This is a genomic window from Aerosakkonema sp. BLCC-F183 (assembly GCF_041929145.1).
Taxonomy (GTDB): Bacteria; Cyanobacteriota; Cyanobacteriia; order Cyanobacteriales; family Aerosakkonemataceae; genus Aerosakkonema.
Genome location: NZ_JBHFNU010000102.1, coordinates 322,389 through 340,258, shown reverse-complemented (window position 1 = coordinate 340,258; position 17,870 = coordinate 322,389). Strand labels below are relative to the sequence as shown.

Genomic DNA, 17,870 nt, shown 5'->3' with positions numbered 1-17,870 from the left:
AAGAATTTAGCATACACCAAAATCTTGAAATTTAGCTATGTCCAATTCTATCTCTTCTACCGAGTTAGAAGAAAATTTAAAAGCTTCTAATAATATTTATTTTTTTGGCCGCGAGAAAGCGATCGCAGACCTCAAGATTTTGGTTAAGCAAAGAACAAAAATAATTCTGATCCAGGGTGAGGGAGGTGTAGGCAAGACCGTATTGTCGTGCCAGTACTTGGCAACGCAGGGTTTTGACGTAATTCTAGACCTTTGGATGGCTAAAGAAACCCAGAATATTACGAATGCCAGAAGTGTAGTAGAGGAATGGTTAAGAAGACATTTCCAAGATGAACCAGCCAGAGAATTCGGTATTTCTCTAGAACGGTTGAGGATGCAATTGCGAAAACCAAATCGAAAAGTCGGTATTTTAATTGATAACCTCGAACCGGCTTTAGATGGAAATGGTAAGTTTATCCCCGCACATCGAGATTATGTGGAATTACTGAGAGTGCTGGCCGATCCATCTGTTCATTCCTTGACCTTAATTACCAGTCGGGAGAGATTGGGAGAATCGGCGGTAAATTTTCAAAATTATCGGTTACCCGGTTTAGATATAAGTGCGTGGGAACAATTTTTGCTCAACCAAAATCTCTCTGTCGATTCTCGTTGTTTAAATACCATGCACCAAGCTTATAGCGGTAATGCGAAAGCTATGCGAATTTTGAGCGGAACTATCCAAAAAGATTGGCATGGGGATAGCAATAATTTTTGGCAAGCCAATGAAAATAATTTATTGATTCAAGGAGATTTAGAAAATTTAGTTGTCAGTCAGTTGAACCGCTTGGAACAGCTCGATCCGCAAGCTTATAAACTTTTATGTCGGCTGGGATGCTATCGCTATCAAGATGTGCGATCGATATCCCTAGAAGGAATTTTATCTTTATTGTGGGATGTGCCTTCGGAGGAACGCATATATGTTGTAAAATCGCTGTGCGATCGCTCGTTAATCGATTTCTACAAAAGTGAATATTGGCTGCATTCCGTAATTCGCGCCGAAGCGATTAAAAGGCTGAGAGCGAGCGAAGAATGGGAGTTTGTCAATGAAAAGGCGGCAGAATTTTGGAGTGCAAGTGTTGAGATAGTTGACGATATCGAAGATGCGTTTAAAGCTTTAGAAGCTTATCATCATTACGTAGCAATAAACGAATTCGAGCTAGCTTGTCAAGTAATTTTAAAAGCTCGACCAACTCCGTTAAGTAGCATGGGGGAAACAGAAAGCCTTAATTATGCCTTCGACAGGTTTGGTTTGATCCAACATATTGCTTGTACGATCGCGACTATAATAGATAAAATTGAAAACGAATATTATTTGACCATATTAAGCGGTTATTTAGGACGACATTACCATCATTTAGGTGAAATTAAAAAAGCGATCGAACTATATCAAATATCCATAGAAAAGGGCGAAAATTACCTGCGATCGCATTCTCAAGATGGTGCTACAGACAAACTCTGTTTAAAAGTCGGTCAACAAAATATAATATCTTTATTATGCCAAAGTACTTGTAAAGTTATCCTGGGCGAAACTGAAGCGGCAATAGAATCTTACAAACAAGTTGAATCATTAGCCGAAGCAACTAACTACCCGCTATTTTTAGTGTTTGCTTGGTTAAGTTTGGCCGTCATATATTCAAACAACAACTTTGCCGAACACGACCGAGAAAAGGCATCGGCTTTGTTTGCGAAAGCTGATAAACTTTATGGCGAACTACCAGAGGCTATGTTAACAACATGGAGTCATGTATATAGCTTATATATCGCTGGCATAGTATATAGAAATTTAGGAGAAAATGAAAAATCCTTAGAAATGTTCGCTCAAACATTATCTTATGCTGACAAAATTCAGTGCATTCAGCCAAAAGCGCAAGCTATCAATGGTTGGGCAGTTTTGTATCGCAATTTAGAAGATTTTGAAACCGCCATTGCTAAGCACGATGAAGCTATAGAAATGTTGGCGCAAATAGGCGCTAAAAGCGATTTGGCAGAAGTTTATTATGAAAAAGGATTGACTTATCAACAAATGGGAGATATCGAGAATAGTCGCACAAATTTTGAAGCTGCTATCTTAGCTTATGCACAAATCGACGCACCCAAGCAAGTCGAAAAAGTCCGAAAAGTGATGGATAATTGAAAATTGTAGAGACGTTTCATCAAACATATTTACATCCTAAAATAGCACAAAAAAATAGGCCAGCTTTACGCCAGCCTATCATTTAATTAAATGCCAATTAAACCTTTATCCAAACAGGTTTAAACCACCTACAGCTATTGCACCCGCCAATGCAGATATTGCCACAGAAGTAACAGCCGTACCGAATAGCCACCAAGCAGCAGTTGCAGCAGCTTTGCGAGCTTCTTCGCCTTGCTTTTTAGCTTGATGCTTGATATCTTCAATGCGTCGCTTCGTTTGTTCTTGCAGGTATTCCGCACGTTGCATTACGTTGTCGCGTGCAGATTCAATTCGATCGATAATCCGATGAGCATCAGCTTCGGAAATATCTTCGCGAGAACTGATAATGGCAACTAAAGTATCGCGATCGAACTGACTCAGACGTTCTTTGATAGCATCAAATCCCGCTTGCGGATCGTCGAACAATTTGCGGAAGTCGCGCTTGACTCCTTCGTAGTCCAGTTCGGGACGTTCCAAGGAGTTGAGGTAATTGCGAATACGATCGAAAACACCATCAAGTGCAGATTCTATTTTATCTTGAACGTTCTGCACTTGTTGAACGAATCGATCGCGCACAGATACGATGCGATCGGCAATTTGATTCGCTTCTTCTTCCGAAATATCTTCCCGCTGCGATAGCAGCGATACCAAGCTGGAACGATCGAACTGCTTGATGCGATCGCCAATATTTCCCATTCCTTCTTTGGGATGACGGAACAGCAATTGCAAATCTCGCTGGATACCTTCGGGATTGAGTTCTTGCTTGTTCGTATTTCGCAGGTAATTTGCCAAACTTGCTTGCAAATCGTAGACCTTATCTTTGGCGCGAGATGCTAAGCGACGAGGTTGTTTGACAACGCTGTTAATGGCATCTTGCACCTTATCTATTGTCTGATTGATTTGGTCTTCGGTCAAGCCTTCTCGCTGACTCAGCAATTTGACCAAAGTTTCGCGATCGACTTGGGAAAGTCTTTCGCGCAGCGCCACAGCACCTTCTTTGGGATTCTCGAAAAGTTTGGCAAAATCTTGCTTAATCCCTTCCGGATCGAGTTCTTCCAAGTTAGTGTTTCGCAGGTAATCGCCAATCTGATTTATCAGTCGATCGTACTGTTCCTTCGCTTTCTCGCTAACTTGTTGCGGTGCTTGCAGAATGTGATCGCCTACCGATTGAATGCGATCGACAAATTGATTGATTTGCTCTTCGTTCAGATCTCCGCGTGCCTTCAGCAATTCTACCAGAGTTTCGCGATCGAATTGCGAAACTCTTTCTCGCAGCGCCTTCAATCCTGCTTGGGGATCTTCAAACAGCGTTTGGAAATCTTGCGCGATCGCATCTGGATTTAATTCTGCCAAATTAGTATCGCGCAAATAAGATTCTACCCGCTGACGAAGTTCTTGCGCTTTCGATTTCGCTTGTGCTTGCGTTTCTTGTGCTTGGGAAACAACGCGATCGCGAGTTTCTTCCAAGCGACCGATCAATTCCTCTGCTTCTTCTTGACTGAAATCTTCGCGCTGTCCCAGCAATTCTACCAAAGTATTGCGATCGAACTTACCGAGACGATCGCGCAACGCCTCAAATCCCGCATCCGGATCTTCTAGAAGTGCTGTAAAGTCGCGTTCGATCCCTTCCGGATTCAACTCTTCCTTACCAGTCGATCGCAGATAATTTTCAATGCGACTGCGAAGGTCTTGGGATTGTTCTTCCGACTCACCAGTTTGAACAGTATTCAAAACTTCCATGCGAATTTCTTCAAACTGGTCGGCAATTTCATTTACCCTATCATCATCGAAATCGCCACGCTGATTCAAGAATTGCACGAAATTATCGCGATTCAGTTGTTCCAATTGCTTACGAACTAATCCCGGTGCAGCTTCTAAATCGTGAATAACTTCTTTGAATTCCTGCTTGATAGTTTCTCGATTCAGGTGCCAAGATTGAGAATTGAGGATGTAATTTTCCACATCCACCAACATCGGGTTACTCTGCGGTAGCGAAGGCAAATTTTCTTTTACCTTATTGCCAAATTGCTGCGCTTTGTCTGTTGCTTGTCCTGCCAGTTGTTGCAGTTGCGAAGAAATCTTTTCTACATCTGCATCCGACAGATCTACTCTTTCCAAAACAGCCGTCATCGCCGCACCAACGCCAGCTTGTACGGCTTTGTCCATCACGCCATTGCTATGCTCTTTCTTATCCTGTCCGTTGCCGCCGATCGCTTGTGCTAGCCTAGCAGTTAAATTGCCCGACCTCAGATCTTCTGGATTGGCAGATTTAATATAATTTACCAATTCAGCTTGCGGATCTTTCACCTGACGATTCAACGATTGCTGCCAAACAGATTCTAGTATATCTGCCACGCGATCGATATCTTTTTTCGAGAAATCGGTGCGACTGGCAACCAAGTCCACAAAACTTTGGCGATTGACATTCTGCAAAACATCGCTATTAGCTAAAGACCTGACATCCACATCGCCCAGTAACCTTTCCAAGTCACCGCGAATCGCATTCAAATCTAGTTTTGGCAATGGCAAGTCGCCCAAATAATCTTCAACTTGGTTGCGGATACCGATCGGGTCTATCGCAGAAGATAATTCTTTGCGAACCGCAGCCACAGAAGCTTCCACAGTATTGACAATCTGTTTGTTAGCAGCACCTGCACCCATAGCTGCCGTTGCGATACCCATCACTCCTTGAGCGCCAGAAGATGCTGTTTTAACTGCGGAACCGACTAAAGAACCAACAGCATTAGAACTCATCCAAACGAGCAACAAAAAGTAGCCCGACCAGATGGCAACCCCTATTATAGCACCTAAAGTGATGCTATTAACCAAGCTCAGCTTCACTGCCAAAAAGCAAGCGATAAACAAAGCCGTATTGACAGTTAACAAAGCCCAAGCGCCTACTTTGCCTTCAATTTGACGAAACTTTTTGCCCCAGCTATCTTCATTGTCTGCATCCAAGTCGATCGCATCGTCTCGATCGGAAAACTTAGCGGCCAGCGACAAATTTGTTAATAAAAATTGAAAGGCAAAAGCCATCAATATTCCCGCGCTCAATGCTACAAAAAACTGAGGACTGGAAAAGATAACGGCTACTTCTTCTGTAGTGGGAATTTGGGCGATCGACAGCGATTTGCCCGCCAATCCCAACACAATTTCTGCATGGTGAAACATGATATTTTCCTCATCAATGCTCAACCGGACGCAAAACGAATTTTGCGCGATGATAAAATGTAGAATTGAATACCCTTTCACGTTGGCAATTACAGTAATAAAAAACCTCCACCATTGGGTTGAAAGTTTTTTTTACTTATGGCAGTTAATATCTAGTTCTTAAGCAGTAATTTGAGGCGATGTTTTATAGAAATAAAAGTTTTTACCTATTTCTTTTGTGATACTCAATTTGGTCGATATAACAGCTTTTCTCAATCAAAAAATAATAGTCAGGGCGTCGGACAGTGGAGAAATTCTTTTCTCTTCCCTATTTCCGACGCCCTAACCGCTTTTTTCTTTCGACTTTTGACTTTTCTCGCGCCGACGCTCTCAGATTAGGCTTCCTTGTTCAAAAAAGCTTGAACTTGTTTGAGCGCAGCTGGGAGAATGTTACGCACTGCCCAACCGCCTGCAAGTAGAAGCGGTAGTAGAACGATGAGTAAACGCCAATCCATGTCCAGTTCCCCTCTTAAAGATTTATGAATTGTTTTTCATTTTCTTATATTTTGCGACGAATCGATCTAAATTTCCAGCCCCTGGGGAGATTTTGTGACCGGAAATAAGTTAGGGAGCGGGGGAGCGGGGGAGCGGGGGAGCGGGGGAGTGGGGGAGTGGGAGAACGGATGGCGGGAAGAAATTCTTAATTTTGACTTTTGACTTTTGACTTTTGACTTTTCTCTCCCCTCTTCAAAAACCCAAATCCGTGCCTTTACCAGCATGGACTAAGGCCAGCTTCTCATATTTGTGGGCGTGTTCGATCAGTTCCGCAACTTCCGCCTCAGAGAGATCCCGTAACTTTTTGGCGGGAACGCCGACAACCAGGGATTTTGGCGGTACATCCTTCGTTACTACAGAACCAGCACCGATAATACTACCAGCACCCACCCGCACGCCGTCCAGTACCACCGCACCGATACCGATGAGGCTACCGCGTTCGATGTAAGCTGAATGGATCACGGCGCGATGTCCGATCGTGACATAATCTTCCAAAATGGTAGGCTGACCGGGATCGCCATGTAAAATAGCTCCATCTTGGATATTGCTGCATTTGCCAATTTCAATACGTTCCACATCCCCGCGCACCACAGCGCCGTACCAGATGCTCACCCCCGCAGCTAGGTATACTTGACCCAAGACAACTGCATTGGAGGCGACAAAAGCAGCTTGAGATATATTGACGCTCGGCCAGTAGGATGGGAGAGAAGACAATCGATCGCTCATATTGTTTACCTTGAATATAGTATCTACAACTGGCTGTGCCAAAATAACCATCCTAATTAGTCTTGATGAGATGAGAGCGCAGTAAACGCGGTAAAGATGTTAAGCTTGCACTAGAAGTAACCAAAGGCGCTGGGAAACTTCCGATCTGAGCAGCTGGTAAAGTCTTAAGGACTAGCCCGCCGTTACCCAGAGATGAGAGCGTCAAGCTGCGACTGTGGGTAAGAGCGGTCTGAACTTAACAATCCCATCCCTATTAGGCGATCGGGAATGTCAAAATAAATAAACTGGCACCGTCCCTCAAAAATATTATGCCCATACGCACTTCATGATGAATCCAGGCTGGCAATACCCCATATTTGGCCCGGAGATTCAGTGTCCCCACTGTCGCCAAACCATACCGGCGCTAACACTGACGGATACCTACTTGTGTCCGCGTCATGGTGCCTTTGAGGCTAACCCGAAAACGGGCGAACTCATCCATCTCCAGTCCGGTCGGCAATGGCGACAGTGGAATAATGAGTGGTACAGACAGCACACCCATCCCGATGGGATTCGCTTTGAAATCCACGAAGCGCTAGACCGACTTTACACTCAAGGATATCGAGCCACAAGAGTAATTATTGCTCGACGCTATCAGGAATTGATCGGCGGTTACTTGGAACGCAGCACGCCTTGGCGCGGACAGTCGGATTCAGCTCGTCCTCGACTCTACGGTTTGCCGGTAGATTTTAGCCCCGACCCGAAGGACGAACCCTGCTGGGAAGTCATTAATTTTGACCTGGAAAAAGAGCCTGGGGTGCCGGTGAGATATCCTTATTTTCGCTTGTTTGAATAAATAATCGGCGAGCGGGTAATTTCAAATTTTAGATTGAAAAATTGCAGATGTAATTTTAATTCGGCAATTATTCAATTTAAAATCTAAAATCTAAAATCTGAAATCGAAAGATGCACCACGCTTCGATCCGTACTGCGAATATTCATAAAGCGATCGCTTTTTACGAACAGCTGGGATTTACCGTCTGCGAACGCTTTACGACCGGTTACACCCTAGCTTGCTGGATGGAAGGATTGGGGGGACGCATCGAACTGATTCAAATTCCCGAACCGAAACCTGCACCGGACGCTTTTGAGGACGAACATTATGTTGGATATTATCATTTATCTTTCGATCTCACTCATACCGTAGAAGATTTGCCTAGCTGGTTGAAAAATCTCCAAGAACGCTTTGACCGAGCGTCGCAAGAGAACCAAAACCAAATTCAACCGCTGAAAGTTCTACTAGAACCGACTCAACAAATGATAGGCGATCGAGTTTACGAAGTTGCCTTCATCGCCGATACAGACGGACTGCCTTTGGAGTTTATCCGCGTTTTGGATAAGGCAATTTAAAAGTCAAAAGTCAAAAGTCAAAAGTTAAAAGTTAAAAGTCAAAAGTTAAAAGTCAAAAGTTAAAATATATTTCCGATTTTTAAGCCCCAATTGTCATAAAATTAACAGTAATAAGAACATCGGCCACCAACAATTAACAAAACTCTTAACATTGCTGGGAAAAGGGGTCAAGCCTCCCATCCTTGTCCGTGAGTTTCCAGTGGCAAACTAGAAGATATTCAGGGCGCTGACGCGATCGAATTAAAATTTAAGCCTCGATTTGTAGAAGATTTATGTCGTTTTTGAGCAATTGGCATCAATATCGCATTCCCACATTCTTGTTTAGCCTTTGCCTAAGCGCTGTGCTGCTGTTTTCAGGCGAGGTTAGCAAAACTCAGCCCCTTGCCGCTACCGTCTCCAATATCGCAGAAGCTGCTCCGGCAGGGCAAGTAGCGGCAGCAATGTCAGCGGATGAAACATCCCTTTCCCTAACAGAAAACGTCCGCAAAACGGTTCTGGAAAATCAGCTCACCGTTTTAACCAAAGAAGTGCATACCGCTCCCGTTGTAACGGTGCAGGTATGGTATAAAGTGGGCTCCCGCAATGAAGAACCCGGAGTAAACGGGATTGCCCACCAGTTAGAACATATGATGTTCAAAGGCACCAAAGATCGCCCGATTCAATTCGGACGGCTGTTCAACGCCTTGGGAAGTAACTCCAACGCTTTCACCAGCTACGACCAAACCGCTTATTTCGGTACTGTAGAACGAGACAAACTGCGGGCGATGCTGGAATTGGAAGCAGACCGGATGCAAAACGCCCTCATCAATGCAGAGCAACTTGCCAGCGAAAAGCGCGTGGTGATTTCCGAGTTGCAAGGGTACGAAAATTCGCCGGATTATCGGTTAGAACGGGCAGTGATGCGATCGGTTTTCCCCACACAACCCTATGGTTTACCAGTGGGCGGCACCAAAGCAGATGTAGAAAAGTTTACCGTCGAGCAGGTACAGTATTACTATCACAAGTACTACAGCCCCAATAACGCTACCTTGGTAATTGTGGGAGATATCGAAACGGAACCCACCCTTAAGTTAGTTAAAGAAATTTTTGGTAATTTGCCCAATCGAGCGGGAGAGAGAGTGAGCGGGAGAGCGGGAGAAAATGAACGTCAAGATTCCCCCACTTCCAGTCTCCCCAGTTCTAAGTCTCCTATCACATTGCGAGAAGCAGGTAGCGCACCTATATTGCAGATAGTGTATCCGCTCCCACCCACCAATCATCCCGATGTAGCGGCGTTGAAGGTGATGGATTACATCTTGACCGGGGGGCGCAGTTCTCGTGTTTATCAAGCTCTGGTAGAATCGGGTCTGGCTAGCAATGCGGGAGGCTATGCGGCAAACTTAATTGCTGGTGGTTGGTATCAACTTTCCGCGACAGCAGCACTAAACCGTAAACTCACGGAAATCGATCGAGTTCTTCAACAAACGATCGCCGATTTGCAAAATCAAAGCGTCACAGAGGAAGAACTCAACCGCGCCAAAGCGCAATTCCGCGCCGCCGTTATCCTGAGCAACCGCGAAATCACTGCCCAAGCTATGCAGCTGGGCGATGACGAAACCAGTACGGGTGACTATAGATACACAGAACGCTTGCTGAAAGAAATTGCCGATGTGAGCGTCGCCGATGTGCAGCGAGTAGCTCAAAAATACCTCCAACAATCCGATCGCGCCGTCGGTTACTTTGAACCTACCGAGCTGACAGCTGATGGCGGCGGGGGAGGCACAAGTAGCAGCCAAACAAGCGAACAATTCAATGTGGGGCGACCAGTAGACCCAGCCGAGTTAGCAAAATATCTGCCTGAGTTTACGACATCTGCCACATCCACAGTTCAATCGCTGCCACAATCATTTAAACTGAGTAACGGTCTGCAAGTGTTGCTCATACGCGATCGCAGCACGCCCACCGTCACCCTGAGCGGCTATATCCAAGCTGGTACGGAATTCGATCTGCCAGCATCGGCAGGTACAGCTGCTTTGACAGCAGAAAACTTGATGAACGGTACGAAGACAAAAGATGCCCTGACTCTGGCGAAAACCTTAGAAGACCGAGGCGCGAGTCTCGACTTCGGTGCAGCCAGAGAAGGTGTCAGCGTCGATGGGTACAGTTTATCTAAAGACCTGCCCACCTTAATTGAGACGTTAGCTGACGTGCTGCAAAACGCCAACTTTCCTAAAGATCAGCTGGAACTGAGCCGTCAGCGGGCGATAACAGATCTCAAAGAAAGATTGGATAGCCCAGATTACTTGGCATATCGGACTTTGCAACAAACCGTTTACCCGGAAGTTCATCCCTTCCACGCCTATCCCACCTACGATAGCCTCAAGCGGATCGGCGAGGCGGATGTCATGAGCTTTTACAAGCAACATTATCGCCCTAATACTACGGTACTGACTTTGGTGGGGAACTTTGCACCGCAAGAAGTGCGATCGCTGATCGAAACTCAATTGGGCAGCTGGAAAGCCAGCGGCAATCTGCCAAAACTGAGTTTTCCCAGCGTACCCTTACCGCAAAAACTTGTCCGCTTGAATCCGGTAATACCCGGTAAAACACAGGCGATCACATTTATGGGATATCGCGGTATCAATCGCAAAGACCCGCGTTACTACGCCACATTGGTGTTAAATCAAATTTTGGGCGGTGATACCTTATCGAGTCGCTTAGGAACGGAAATTCGCGATCGCCAAGGTCTCACCTACGGCATTTATAGCGCCTTCCAAGCAGGAGAAGAACCCGGTTTGTTTTTAATTAATATGCAAACAGCACCGGAAGATACAAATAAAGCGATCGCCAGCACGATCGCTCTGTTGCAAGACGTTCATTCTCAAGGCGTTACCCCTGCCGAAGTAGATACAGCCAAGCGTTCGATCGTCAGCAGCTATACTGTCGAACTGGCAGACCCTGACTATTTAACATCAGAAATTCTGATGAACGAAGTTTACGGGCTCACGAGCGCAGAAATTCGCGATTTTCCCCGTAAAATCCTAGCAGTTACGCCAGAACAAGTTAACCGGGTAGCTAAAGATTTACTGCAACCTGATAACTTAATTGTTGTGACCGCAGGGCCATCAATTGCTGGCGGATCTTCTGCGTCGGCCAGATAAATAAAAAAGCATTGCTAAAGCTTGCTTTGTCACCAAAGATAAGGTAAAGGTAAAAAGAATAAATATCCAACATAAATTTGGGATTTTTCTTTCTTTTTACTTTTACTTCCCCAATTTTTACCCGCATTCGCAGGCAAGCAAAAATGCTCAGTCTTTATTTGTTTTTAATCCTGGGTTTTATTGGCAGCGGTCACTGTATAGGGATGTGCGGCCCTTTTGTGATGGGCTACAGCATACCAGCAAAAAATAATTGGTATTCTCACGTACTTTACGGCTTAGGTCGATCGACAACCTACGCCTTTTTGGGACTTGTGGCTGGCAGCTTCGGTCAATTTGTACAGGGTCTGTTAGGATGGCGGTCAATGCTGTTGATCCTTGCTGGTGCGGTGATGATTTACCTAGCGTTAGGCCAACTAAAAATATTACCGAGAAAGTTACCGTCGATCGAGCAATATAAGTGGTATCAAAAAAGTGTTGGGCGACTTTACGCTGTTAACGCCTGGTATCGCACCTATCCGTTAGGACTGCTGCTGGGGTTCATCCCTTGCGGTTTGATCGCAATGGCACTCAGTCTTGCCATTACGCAACCTCTAGCGATCGCTACCTTGGGAATGTTTATTTTTGGATTGGGCACTATGCCCGCTATGGTAGGCTTTGGTATCCTGATTCAAAAACTCAAAATTCCCAAACTGGAACGTTATCTGGCAATGGCAATGTTACTGTTGGGCACTCTGACCGTCTGGATGGGAATTCATCGGTTAGGTTGGCTACCTGCGCCTCCTCACAAGTCACTGCTCATGCAATTGCATCGCGTAACTTTGCCGGAAAATCCTCACAAACACCCAAATCCCGACGCACATCCTTCGTCGTCGCCATCCCATACATAATATGCTTCGCTTAATTGCTTGTGAGGGTAGATTTTTTGCCCAATCGCGGAAATATCCGATAAGTTAAATAATATAGACTGCCGCAGGCAACGAGATATTGCCCTTAAATTCTGTTGGGAAAATTTTCTCATCAGTATTTTTGAGTATTAATTCATCAGTTCTGCTGATTGTTTAAAGGTACACAGTTTCCCAAACGAACGGAGTTTTTTTTGATGAATATTTTCACCAATTTGCTTTCCCAAACCGTTTCATCTCCCAGCCCGAAAAAACGTAGAGGTATTGAAATTAAGTCGGCAAGAGAAATCGAAATTATGCGAGAGGCGGCAAAAATTGTCGCCACAGTCCTAAAAGAAATCTCCCAAACGATCGCGCCTGGAATGACAACGGCGGATTTGGACGCCTACGCAGAAAAGCGGATTCGGGAAATGGGAGCAACACCGAGTTTCAAAGGATACCACGGATTTCCCGGTTCTATTTGTTCCAGTATTAATAACGAAGTAGTACACGGCATTCCCAATCCGAAAAAAGTGATTCGCACGGGAGATGTAGTAAAAATAGATACAGGTGCTTACTACGAAGGATTTCACGGCGATTCTTGCATCACGATCGCAGTAGGTGAAGTAACGCCAGCAGCAGCTAAATTAATTCGAGTCGCAGAAGAAGCACTTTATCAAGGTATCGAGCAAGTCAAAGCCGGAAATTATTTGATGGATATTGCCGGTGCGATTCAGGATTGTGTAGAAGCAAACGGCTTCAAAGTAGTAGAAGATTTTACCGGACACGGGGTAGGTCGCAACTTGCACGAAGAACCCTCTGTGTTTAACTTCCGCACCCGCGAGATGCCGAATGTGAAGCTGCGTGCGGGGATGACATTAGCGATCGAACCGATTGTGAATGCAGGTTCTAAATTCACGCGCATTCTAGCGGACAGGTGGACTGCGGTGACGGTAGATAACTCTCTGTCTGCCCAGTTCGAGCATACGGTACTGGTGACCGAAGACGGTTATGAGATTTTGACCGATCGCGACAAGGTTTGACAAGGGAGAGGGAAAAGGGAAGAGAGAAAAGGGAAAAGGGAAGAGGGAAAAGGGAGAGGGAAGAGGGAAGAGGGAAGAGGGAAGAGGGAAGAGGGAAGAGGGAAAATATTAATTCTTCCGCTCCCCCACTCCCCCACTCCCCCGCTCCCCCGCTCCCCCACTCTCCCTCTCCCTTTCCCTCTTCCGGTGTGAAACAGGAGCTGAGAACTGGAAAAATTAGATCGAGACAACAAAGTTCGCACTCCAGGAGGATCGACAAAATGGAACAACCTCGCAAGCCAACAGTCGCAATCACGGGTACTTCGTCGGGAGTCGGTTTGTACGCCGCTAAAGCGCTGGTGAAGAGAGGATGGCACGTAGTCATGGGCTGTCGGGATTTAGAGAAAGCGGCAAAAGCAGCTCAAAGTGTAGGAATACCCTCAGACAGCTATACCCTCATCCATATCGACTTGGGCTCTTTACAGAGCGTGCGACGATTTGTGGAAAACTTTAGGGCAAGGGGTCTGTCCCTAGACGCTTTGCTGTGCAACGCTGCCATTTATATGCCTTTATTAAAAGAGCCGTTGTGGAGTCCAGAAGGCTACGAATTGACCGTTACCACGAATCACCTGGGTCATTTCCTGCTGTGCAACCTGATGCTGGAGGATATGAAACGGTCATCTTATCGCGATCGACGGTTGGTGATTTTGGGAACCGTGACCCACAACCCCGACGAACTGGGCGGAAAGATTCCGCCGCGTCCGGATTTAGGCAATTTTGAGGGTTTTGCCGCCGGATTTAAAGATCCGATTTCCATGATTGATGGTAAGAAGTTTGAACCGGTGAAGGCGTACAAAGACAGCAAGGTCTGCAACGTCCTGACGATGCGGGAACTGCATCGCCGCTTTCACTCCTCAACCGATATTACCTTCAGTTCTCTCTATCCGGGATGCGTTGCAGAAACTCCCCTATTTCGCAATCACTATCCCCTATTTCAGAAACTCTTCCCCTTGTTCCAGAAGTACGTCACGGGGGGATACGTATCTCAAGAGTTGGCTGGCGAGAGGGTGGCGGCGGTAGTCGCCGATCCGGAATACAGACAATCGGGTGCTTACTGGAGCTGGGGGAATCGCCAGAAGAAAAACCGTAAGTCGTTTGTGCAACAGGTATCTCCCCAAGCTCGCGATGATGAAAATGCTGTGCGGATGTGGGAACTGAGCTATAAGTTAGTGGGATTGGGGTGATCGGGTTCAACTCAACCTACAATCGATAAGCCAGATTGAATCGTACTAAGCACGGGAGAAACTGCGATGATTGATGACCGAGAACCGATCGCTTCTAAAGTCGATCTAGCATTTACTCCCGCGCTGGAACAGGCGCGGCTGATCCGCAGCAAAGAAATATCGCCCCTGGAATTGGTTGAAGTTTACTTAGAACGTATCCAGCGCTTGGATACTCAACTGGGCAGTTATTTTACGGTAATGGCAGATCTGGCTCTGGCAGATGCGAAAGCTAAAACGGAGCAGCTGGGTGGAAGCGATACCTCAGATTTGCCGCCTTTTTTTGGCGTCCCGATTTCCATTAAAGACCTTAACGCTGTTGCTGGTGTGCCTTGTAGCTATGGTACGCCAGTGTTGAGGAGCCAGGTGGCTGCTTTTGATGATGGCGTCGTAGTCCGAATTAAGCAGGCTGGGTTTATTATTTTGGGCAAGACTGCTACTTCCGAGTTGGGTTCTTTGCCTTATACTGAACCGCCTGGGTTTCCACCGGCTCGCAATCCCTGGAATTTGGATTATACTCCGGGGGGGTCGAGTGGCGGTGCGGCTGCATCTGTCGCTGCTGGATTGTGTGCTTTAGCGCAAGGTTCTGATGGTGGCGGCTCAATTCGGGGCCCAGCTTGTTGTTGCGGTTTAGTGGGAATCAAACCTTCTAGGGGTAGGGTATCTTACGCACCGATAGGCGATCGGCAAAGCGGGATCGGTGCCAATGGGCCGATCGCTCGTACTGTTGCAGACGCCGCCGCACTGCTGGATGTCATGTCTGGCTATGTCACTGGCGATCCTTATTGGTTACCAGATCCCAATCCTTCTTTCCTCGTCGCTAGCAGTCAAAAACCCGATCGTTTGCGAATTGCTTTTGCGACGGCAATTCCACCAATCGGTGCAGCTTCTGAAGAATGCCAAAAACCCGTTCTGGAAATTGTCAAACTTTTAGAAGAATTCGGTCATAACGTTGCACCCGGTTGTCCGGATTTTAACGGTTTGGTAGAGCCTTTCACCACAGTTTGGCTTTCGGGTGTAGCGGCATCTGGTATTCCTAAAGAAGCGCTGGGTTCTGTGAATCGCTATTTAGCAGAACGTACTTGCAATGCTGGTGAATATTTGCGAGCTGTTTGCCAAATGCAAGTTATTGCAAGGCAAATAGTTGGCTTTTTCGATAACTTTGATGTTTTGGTGTTGCCAGTTTATTTGCATCCGACAATTCGCGTTGGCGAGTGGGCTAATCTCAGTCCGGAAGAAACTATGCCAAAATTAGCTAATTGGGTGGCTCCCTGTCCGCCTTTTAATGCTAGCGGACAGCCGAGTATCGCCATTCCTGTCGGTTTCGATTCCAATGGCTTACCGCTGGGCGTTCAGCTTGTCGGACGACCTGCACAAGAAGCTACTCTCATTTCTCTTGCTGCACAAATTGAAGCTGCAAAACCTTGGATTGGGAAGCGTCCTGCTTTTGCGCTGTCATAATTCAAGAAGTAGGGTGCGTCAGAGCGATAAAATTAATGATTATTCCGCAAATTATGCTCTTCTGAGGCAGCCTACAGGTTTTGCTGAATTTTTTTACGAACTGCGCCTGCGCGTTAGCGTATAGGCGGGAAGGACACGAAGGCAAGAGAGAATATTTCATTAATCATTTAGAACTGCTGTCGTAGGGTGAGAATTGCCCACCTTATGCTCTTCTTATGGTTTGTCACTTCTCTTGGGATTTCTGCTAATATACGGATGAGCTAGATGCGCCTGTACGGGGGTCTAATTCTGTAGCCAAGATTAATAATTCTCTAACAAAAAAAATTTTAATGTCTAGCAAGTTCGCATACTCTAAACTACTATAAGCTCAACTTTGCTTTGCTAACACGCGATCGCAATTACGAATTTTTTACATTGATGGCAGAATAGTGATTAATGGAGAAAAAGCTTATGGATAAGCAGAGAGAAGAAAAATTAAATCAGCGATTTGCACTAATTCAAATATTAGTAGTAATACTAATTATAACTACGGGTAGCATGACAGCGGGTTGTAATATCATATTTTCAAAAAATCAATGTTCAGATAGGGAGTGCATTAAAAATAAAATTGAAGAAGCTGAAAATTTACTTCGGCAACTTCAATCACGACGTAGTAATGAACTCCAAAGTATTTACGATCGCTACTCTAGCGAACACCAAACTTATTACGAAAAGCTCAGGGAGGAATTGCCAAGGCTGGGAATAAGCAATCATGAAGAATTACTTAGGCAGTGTGACAAATATATCGTAACTTGCAACTTACTTGAACGGACAGCAATTTTACAGTATTCGTTGAATTGGCTGAAGACTAAAATTGATAAAGTTGACTTGCAGATAGGTAAGTTAGATCAAAACATCTGGAGGCTCAATAAAAAACTTGAACTTAGTGCAATTGCTTCTCCGGAAGATCAGGATAAAGTTAATGAACTGATAGCTTATACTAAAGTTATTCTGGAAGAACAGATTGCACCACCTGAAGCTGAAGATCCTGCTAAGTTACAAAAAGAGATATTTAACAATATTGTCAAGAGCTCGCCTAGCCCTACCGCCAGTCCTGAAGCCGATCCAAGTCCAAGTCCTACCGATAACCCTACCGCCAGTCCTGAAGCCGATCCAAGTCCAAGTCCTACCGATAGCCCTACCACCAGTCCTGAAGCCGATCTAATTCCAAGTCCTACCGATAGCCCTACTACGAGCCCTTAAGCTAACCTAAGTCTAAATCCCACCGACGGCGGAATAGTATTGCCCCCGAGTCGCTTTTAACCCAAACCTTTAATATAGAGGCTTTATGTTTAAAATCAACAAATTTTTTCACAAACCCCATCCCTATCAAGAAGCTTTACATACTCTGCTATACAGTTATCCCGATGGGCTTTCGGCTACAGAAATAGCAGATAAATTAGGAATATCAAATTCTGAGTGCGATCGGTTACTTAAACAGGAGCAAATAAGAGATACTATTGATGTCGAGCCTTGGACGGGGACTTTAATTTTTAAATCCCAAATAACTACTAAACCTCGTTATTCTTTAAAGGAAGCGTTAAAAATGGCAAAACGACTCAAATTTTTATTGGGTGTTGAGATTAGCTTGGCTATTCTGTCATCAACCTTAGTTGGTGTTACACTTATCTCTATACCTTTGAATATATCACTATCTTTTGGCTCTTCTAACAGAGATGACGTCAAACAAATTTCAGGAATTTGGCATAGCAAAAATAACGAAGATTTGCTCAAAGCTCGTGTTGAGGCTGAAATAGCAACGCAAAAGCGAATTGAGATAGAAAATCAAAGAAACGACCTAAACATACGTATCGCAAACATGGAATCTCTTCCAGCTAAGTCAGGCTGTAGTAAATACTGGCTTCAAGGTCAAACTTGCTATCTAGAAGGGCGTTTACTCAGTCAAGCCGAATTTGAGAGAGAAATGGCTGAAATGAGATTAGAAGTTAGTAAACTCAATGAAATACTCAGCTTATATAGTAAATGAGTGTTATTAATTTGTTAACCCAGAAACC

The 17,870-nt window shown here is 45.3% G+C and carries 13 protein-coding genes; 10 read left to right on the top strand and 3 right to left on the bottom strand.

Going from position 1 to position 17,870, the window contains the following annotated elements; genetic code table 11:
- Positions 1-37 precede the first annotated feature (37 nt).
- The gene (locus ACE1CD_RS30445; RefSeq protein WP_374827173.1) at positions 38-2,173 is read left to right on the top strand and encodes an ATP-binding protein; all 2,136 of its coding nucleotides are present in this window, start codon (positions 38-40) and stop codon (positions 2,171-2,173) included.
- A 105-nt stretch (positions 2,174-2,278) separates the two neighbouring features.
- Here the strand turns inward: ACE1CD_RS30445 and ACE1CD_RS30440 are convergent, their stop codons facing one another.
- The 3 genes from ACE1CD_RS30440 to ACE1CD_RS30430 all read right to left on the bottom strand — a co-directional run bounded on the left by ACE1CD_RS30440 (position 2,279) and on the right by ACE1CD_RS30430 (position 6,643).
- Complete coding sequence (locus tag ACE1CD_RS30440) at positions 2,279-5,383, bottom strand: MFS transporter (protein ID WP_374827171.1); 3,105 nt, start codon at positions 5,381-5,383, stop codon at positions 2,279-2,281.
- A gap of 374 nt (positions 5,384-5,757) precedes the next feature.
- Entirely contained in the window at positions 5,758-5,877 is a 120-nt protein-coding gene (locus ACE1CD_RS30435) for a photosystem II protein Y (protein WP_190470811.1), read from the bottom strand.
- A 232-nt stretch (positions 5,878-6,109) separates the two neighbouring features.
- Entirely contained in the window at positions 6,110-6,643 is a 534-nt protein-coding gene (locus ACE1CD_RS30430; protein WP_374827170.1) for a gamma carbonic anhydrase family protein, read from the bottom strand.
- Between the two features lie 325 nt (positions 6,644-6,968).
- On the opposite strand from ACE1CD_RS30430, the gene ACE1CD_RS30425 reads away from it, so the two are divergent.
- The 9 genes from ACE1CD_RS30425 to ACE1CD_RS30385 all read left to right on the top strand — a co-directional run bounded on the left by ACE1CD_RS30425 (position 6,969) and on the right by ACE1CD_RS30385 (position 17,842).
- The gene (locus ACE1CD_RS30425; protein ID WP_374800384.1) at positions 6,969-7,478 is read left to right on the top strand and encodes a TIGR02652 family protein; all 510 of its coding nucleotides are present in this window, start codon (positions 6,969-6,971) and stop codon (positions 7,476-7,478) included.
- 110 nt (positions 7,479-7,588) lie between these two features.
- Positions 7,589-8,032, top strand: coding sequence for a VOC family protein (locus ACE1CD_RS30420; protein ID WP_374800382.1), 444 nt, complete (start codon positions 7,589-7,591; stop codon positions 8,030-8,032).
- A 272-nt stretch (positions 8,033-8,304) separates the two neighbouring features.
- Positions 8,305-11,172, top strand: a complete 2,868-nt coding sequence (locus ACE1CD_RS30415; protein WP_374827169.1) for a M16 family metallopeptidase — start codon at positions 8,305-8,307, stop codon at positions 11,170-11,172.
- A gap of 143 nt (positions 11,173-11,315) precedes the next feature.
- Positions 11,316-12,059 carry a sulfite exporter TauE/SafE family protein gene (locus ACE1CD_RS30410; RefSeq protein ID WP_374827168.1) on the top strand — a complete coding sequence of 248 codons (744 nt, stop codon included), beginning with the start codon at positions 11,316-11,318 and terminating at the stop codon, positions 12,057-12,059.
- A gap of 212 nt (positions 12,060-12,271) precedes the next feature.
- On the top strand, positions 12,272-13,096 hold the full coding sequence (map, locus tag ACE1CD_RS30405; protein ID WP_374827167.1) for a type I methionyl aminopeptidase: 825 nt from the start codon (positions 12,272-12,274) through the stop codon (positions 13,094-13,096).
- A gap of 260 nt (positions 13,097-13,356) precedes the next feature.
- Entirely contained in the window at positions 13,357-14,319 is a 963-nt protein-coding gene (locus ACE1CD_RS30400; protein WP_374827165.1) for a protochlorophyllide reductase, read from the top strand.
- A gap of 66 nt (positions 14,320-14,385) precedes the next feature.
- Positions 14,386-15,816, top strand: coding sequence for an amidase (locus ACE1CD_RS30395; protein ID WP_374827163.1), 1,431 nt, complete (start codon positions 14,386-14,388; stop codon positions 15,814-15,816).
- Between the two features lie 450 nt (positions 15,817-16,266).
- Entirely contained in the window at positions 16,267-17,058 is a 792-nt protein-coding gene (locus ACE1CD_RS30390) for a hypothetical protein (RefSeq protein ID WP_374827161.1), read from the top strand.
- 85 nt (positions 17,059-17,143) lie between these two features.
- The gene (locus ACE1CD_RS30385) at positions 17,144-17,842 is read left to right on the top strand and encodes a hypothetical protein (RefSeq protein WP_374827159.1); all 699 of its coding nucleotides are present in this window, start codon (positions 17,144-17,146) and stop codon (positions 17,840-17,842) included.
- Positions 17,843-17,870 lie beyond the last annotated feature (28 nt).

Coding starts and splice junctions, on each gene's coding strand:
- ACE1CD_RS30390 (WP_374827161.1), top strand. CDS start 16,267: ATGGATAAGCAGAGAGAAGAAAAATTAAATCAGCGATTTGCACTAATT.
- ACE1CD_RS30400 (WP_374827165.1), top strand. CDS start 13,357: ATGGAACAACCTCGCAAGCCAACAGTCGCAATCACGGGTACTTCGTCG.
- ACE1CD_RS30385 (WP_374827159.1), top strand. CDS start 17,144: ATGTTTAAAATCAACAAATTTTTTCACAAACCCCATCCCTATCAAGAA.
- map (WP_374827167.1), top strand. CDS start 12,272: ATGAATATTTTCACCAATTTGCTTTCCCAAACCGTTTCATCTCCCAGC.
- ACE1CD_RS30440 (WP_374827171.1), bottom strand. CDS start 5,383: ATGTTTCACCATGCAGAAATTGTGTTGGGATTGGCGGGCAAATCGCTG.
- ACE1CD_RS30435 (WP_190470811.1), bottom strand. CDS start 5,877: ATGGATTGGCGTTTACTCATCGTTCTACTACCGCTTCTACTTGCAGGC.
- ACE1CD_RS30445 (WP_374827173.1), top strand. CDS start 38: ATGTCCAATTCTATCTCTTCTACCGAGTTAGAAGAAAATTTAAAAGCT.
- ACE1CD_RS30410 (WP_374827168.1), top strand. CDS start 11,316: ATGCTCAGTCTTTATTTGTTTTTAATCCTGGGTTTTATTGGCAGCGGT.
- ACE1CD_RS30430 (WP_374827170.1), bottom strand. CDS start 6,643: ATGAGCGATCGATTGTCTTCTCTCCCATCCTACTGGCCGAGCGTCAAT.
- ACE1CD_RS30420 (WP_374800382.1), top strand. CDS start 7,589: ATGCACCACGCTTCGATCCGTACTGCGAATATTCATAAAGCGATCGCT.
- ACE1CD_RS30395 (WP_374827163.1), top strand. CDS start 14,386: ATGATTGATGACCGAGAACCGATCGCTTCTAAAGTCGATCTAGCATTT.
- ACE1CD_RS30415 (WP_374827169.1), top strand. CDS start 8,305: ATGTCGTTTTTGAGCAATTGGCATCAATATCGCATTCCCACATTCTTG.
- ACE1CD_RS30425 (WP_374800384.1), top strand. CDS start 6,969: ATGATGAATCCAGGCTGGCAATACCCCATATTTGGCCCGGAGATTCAG.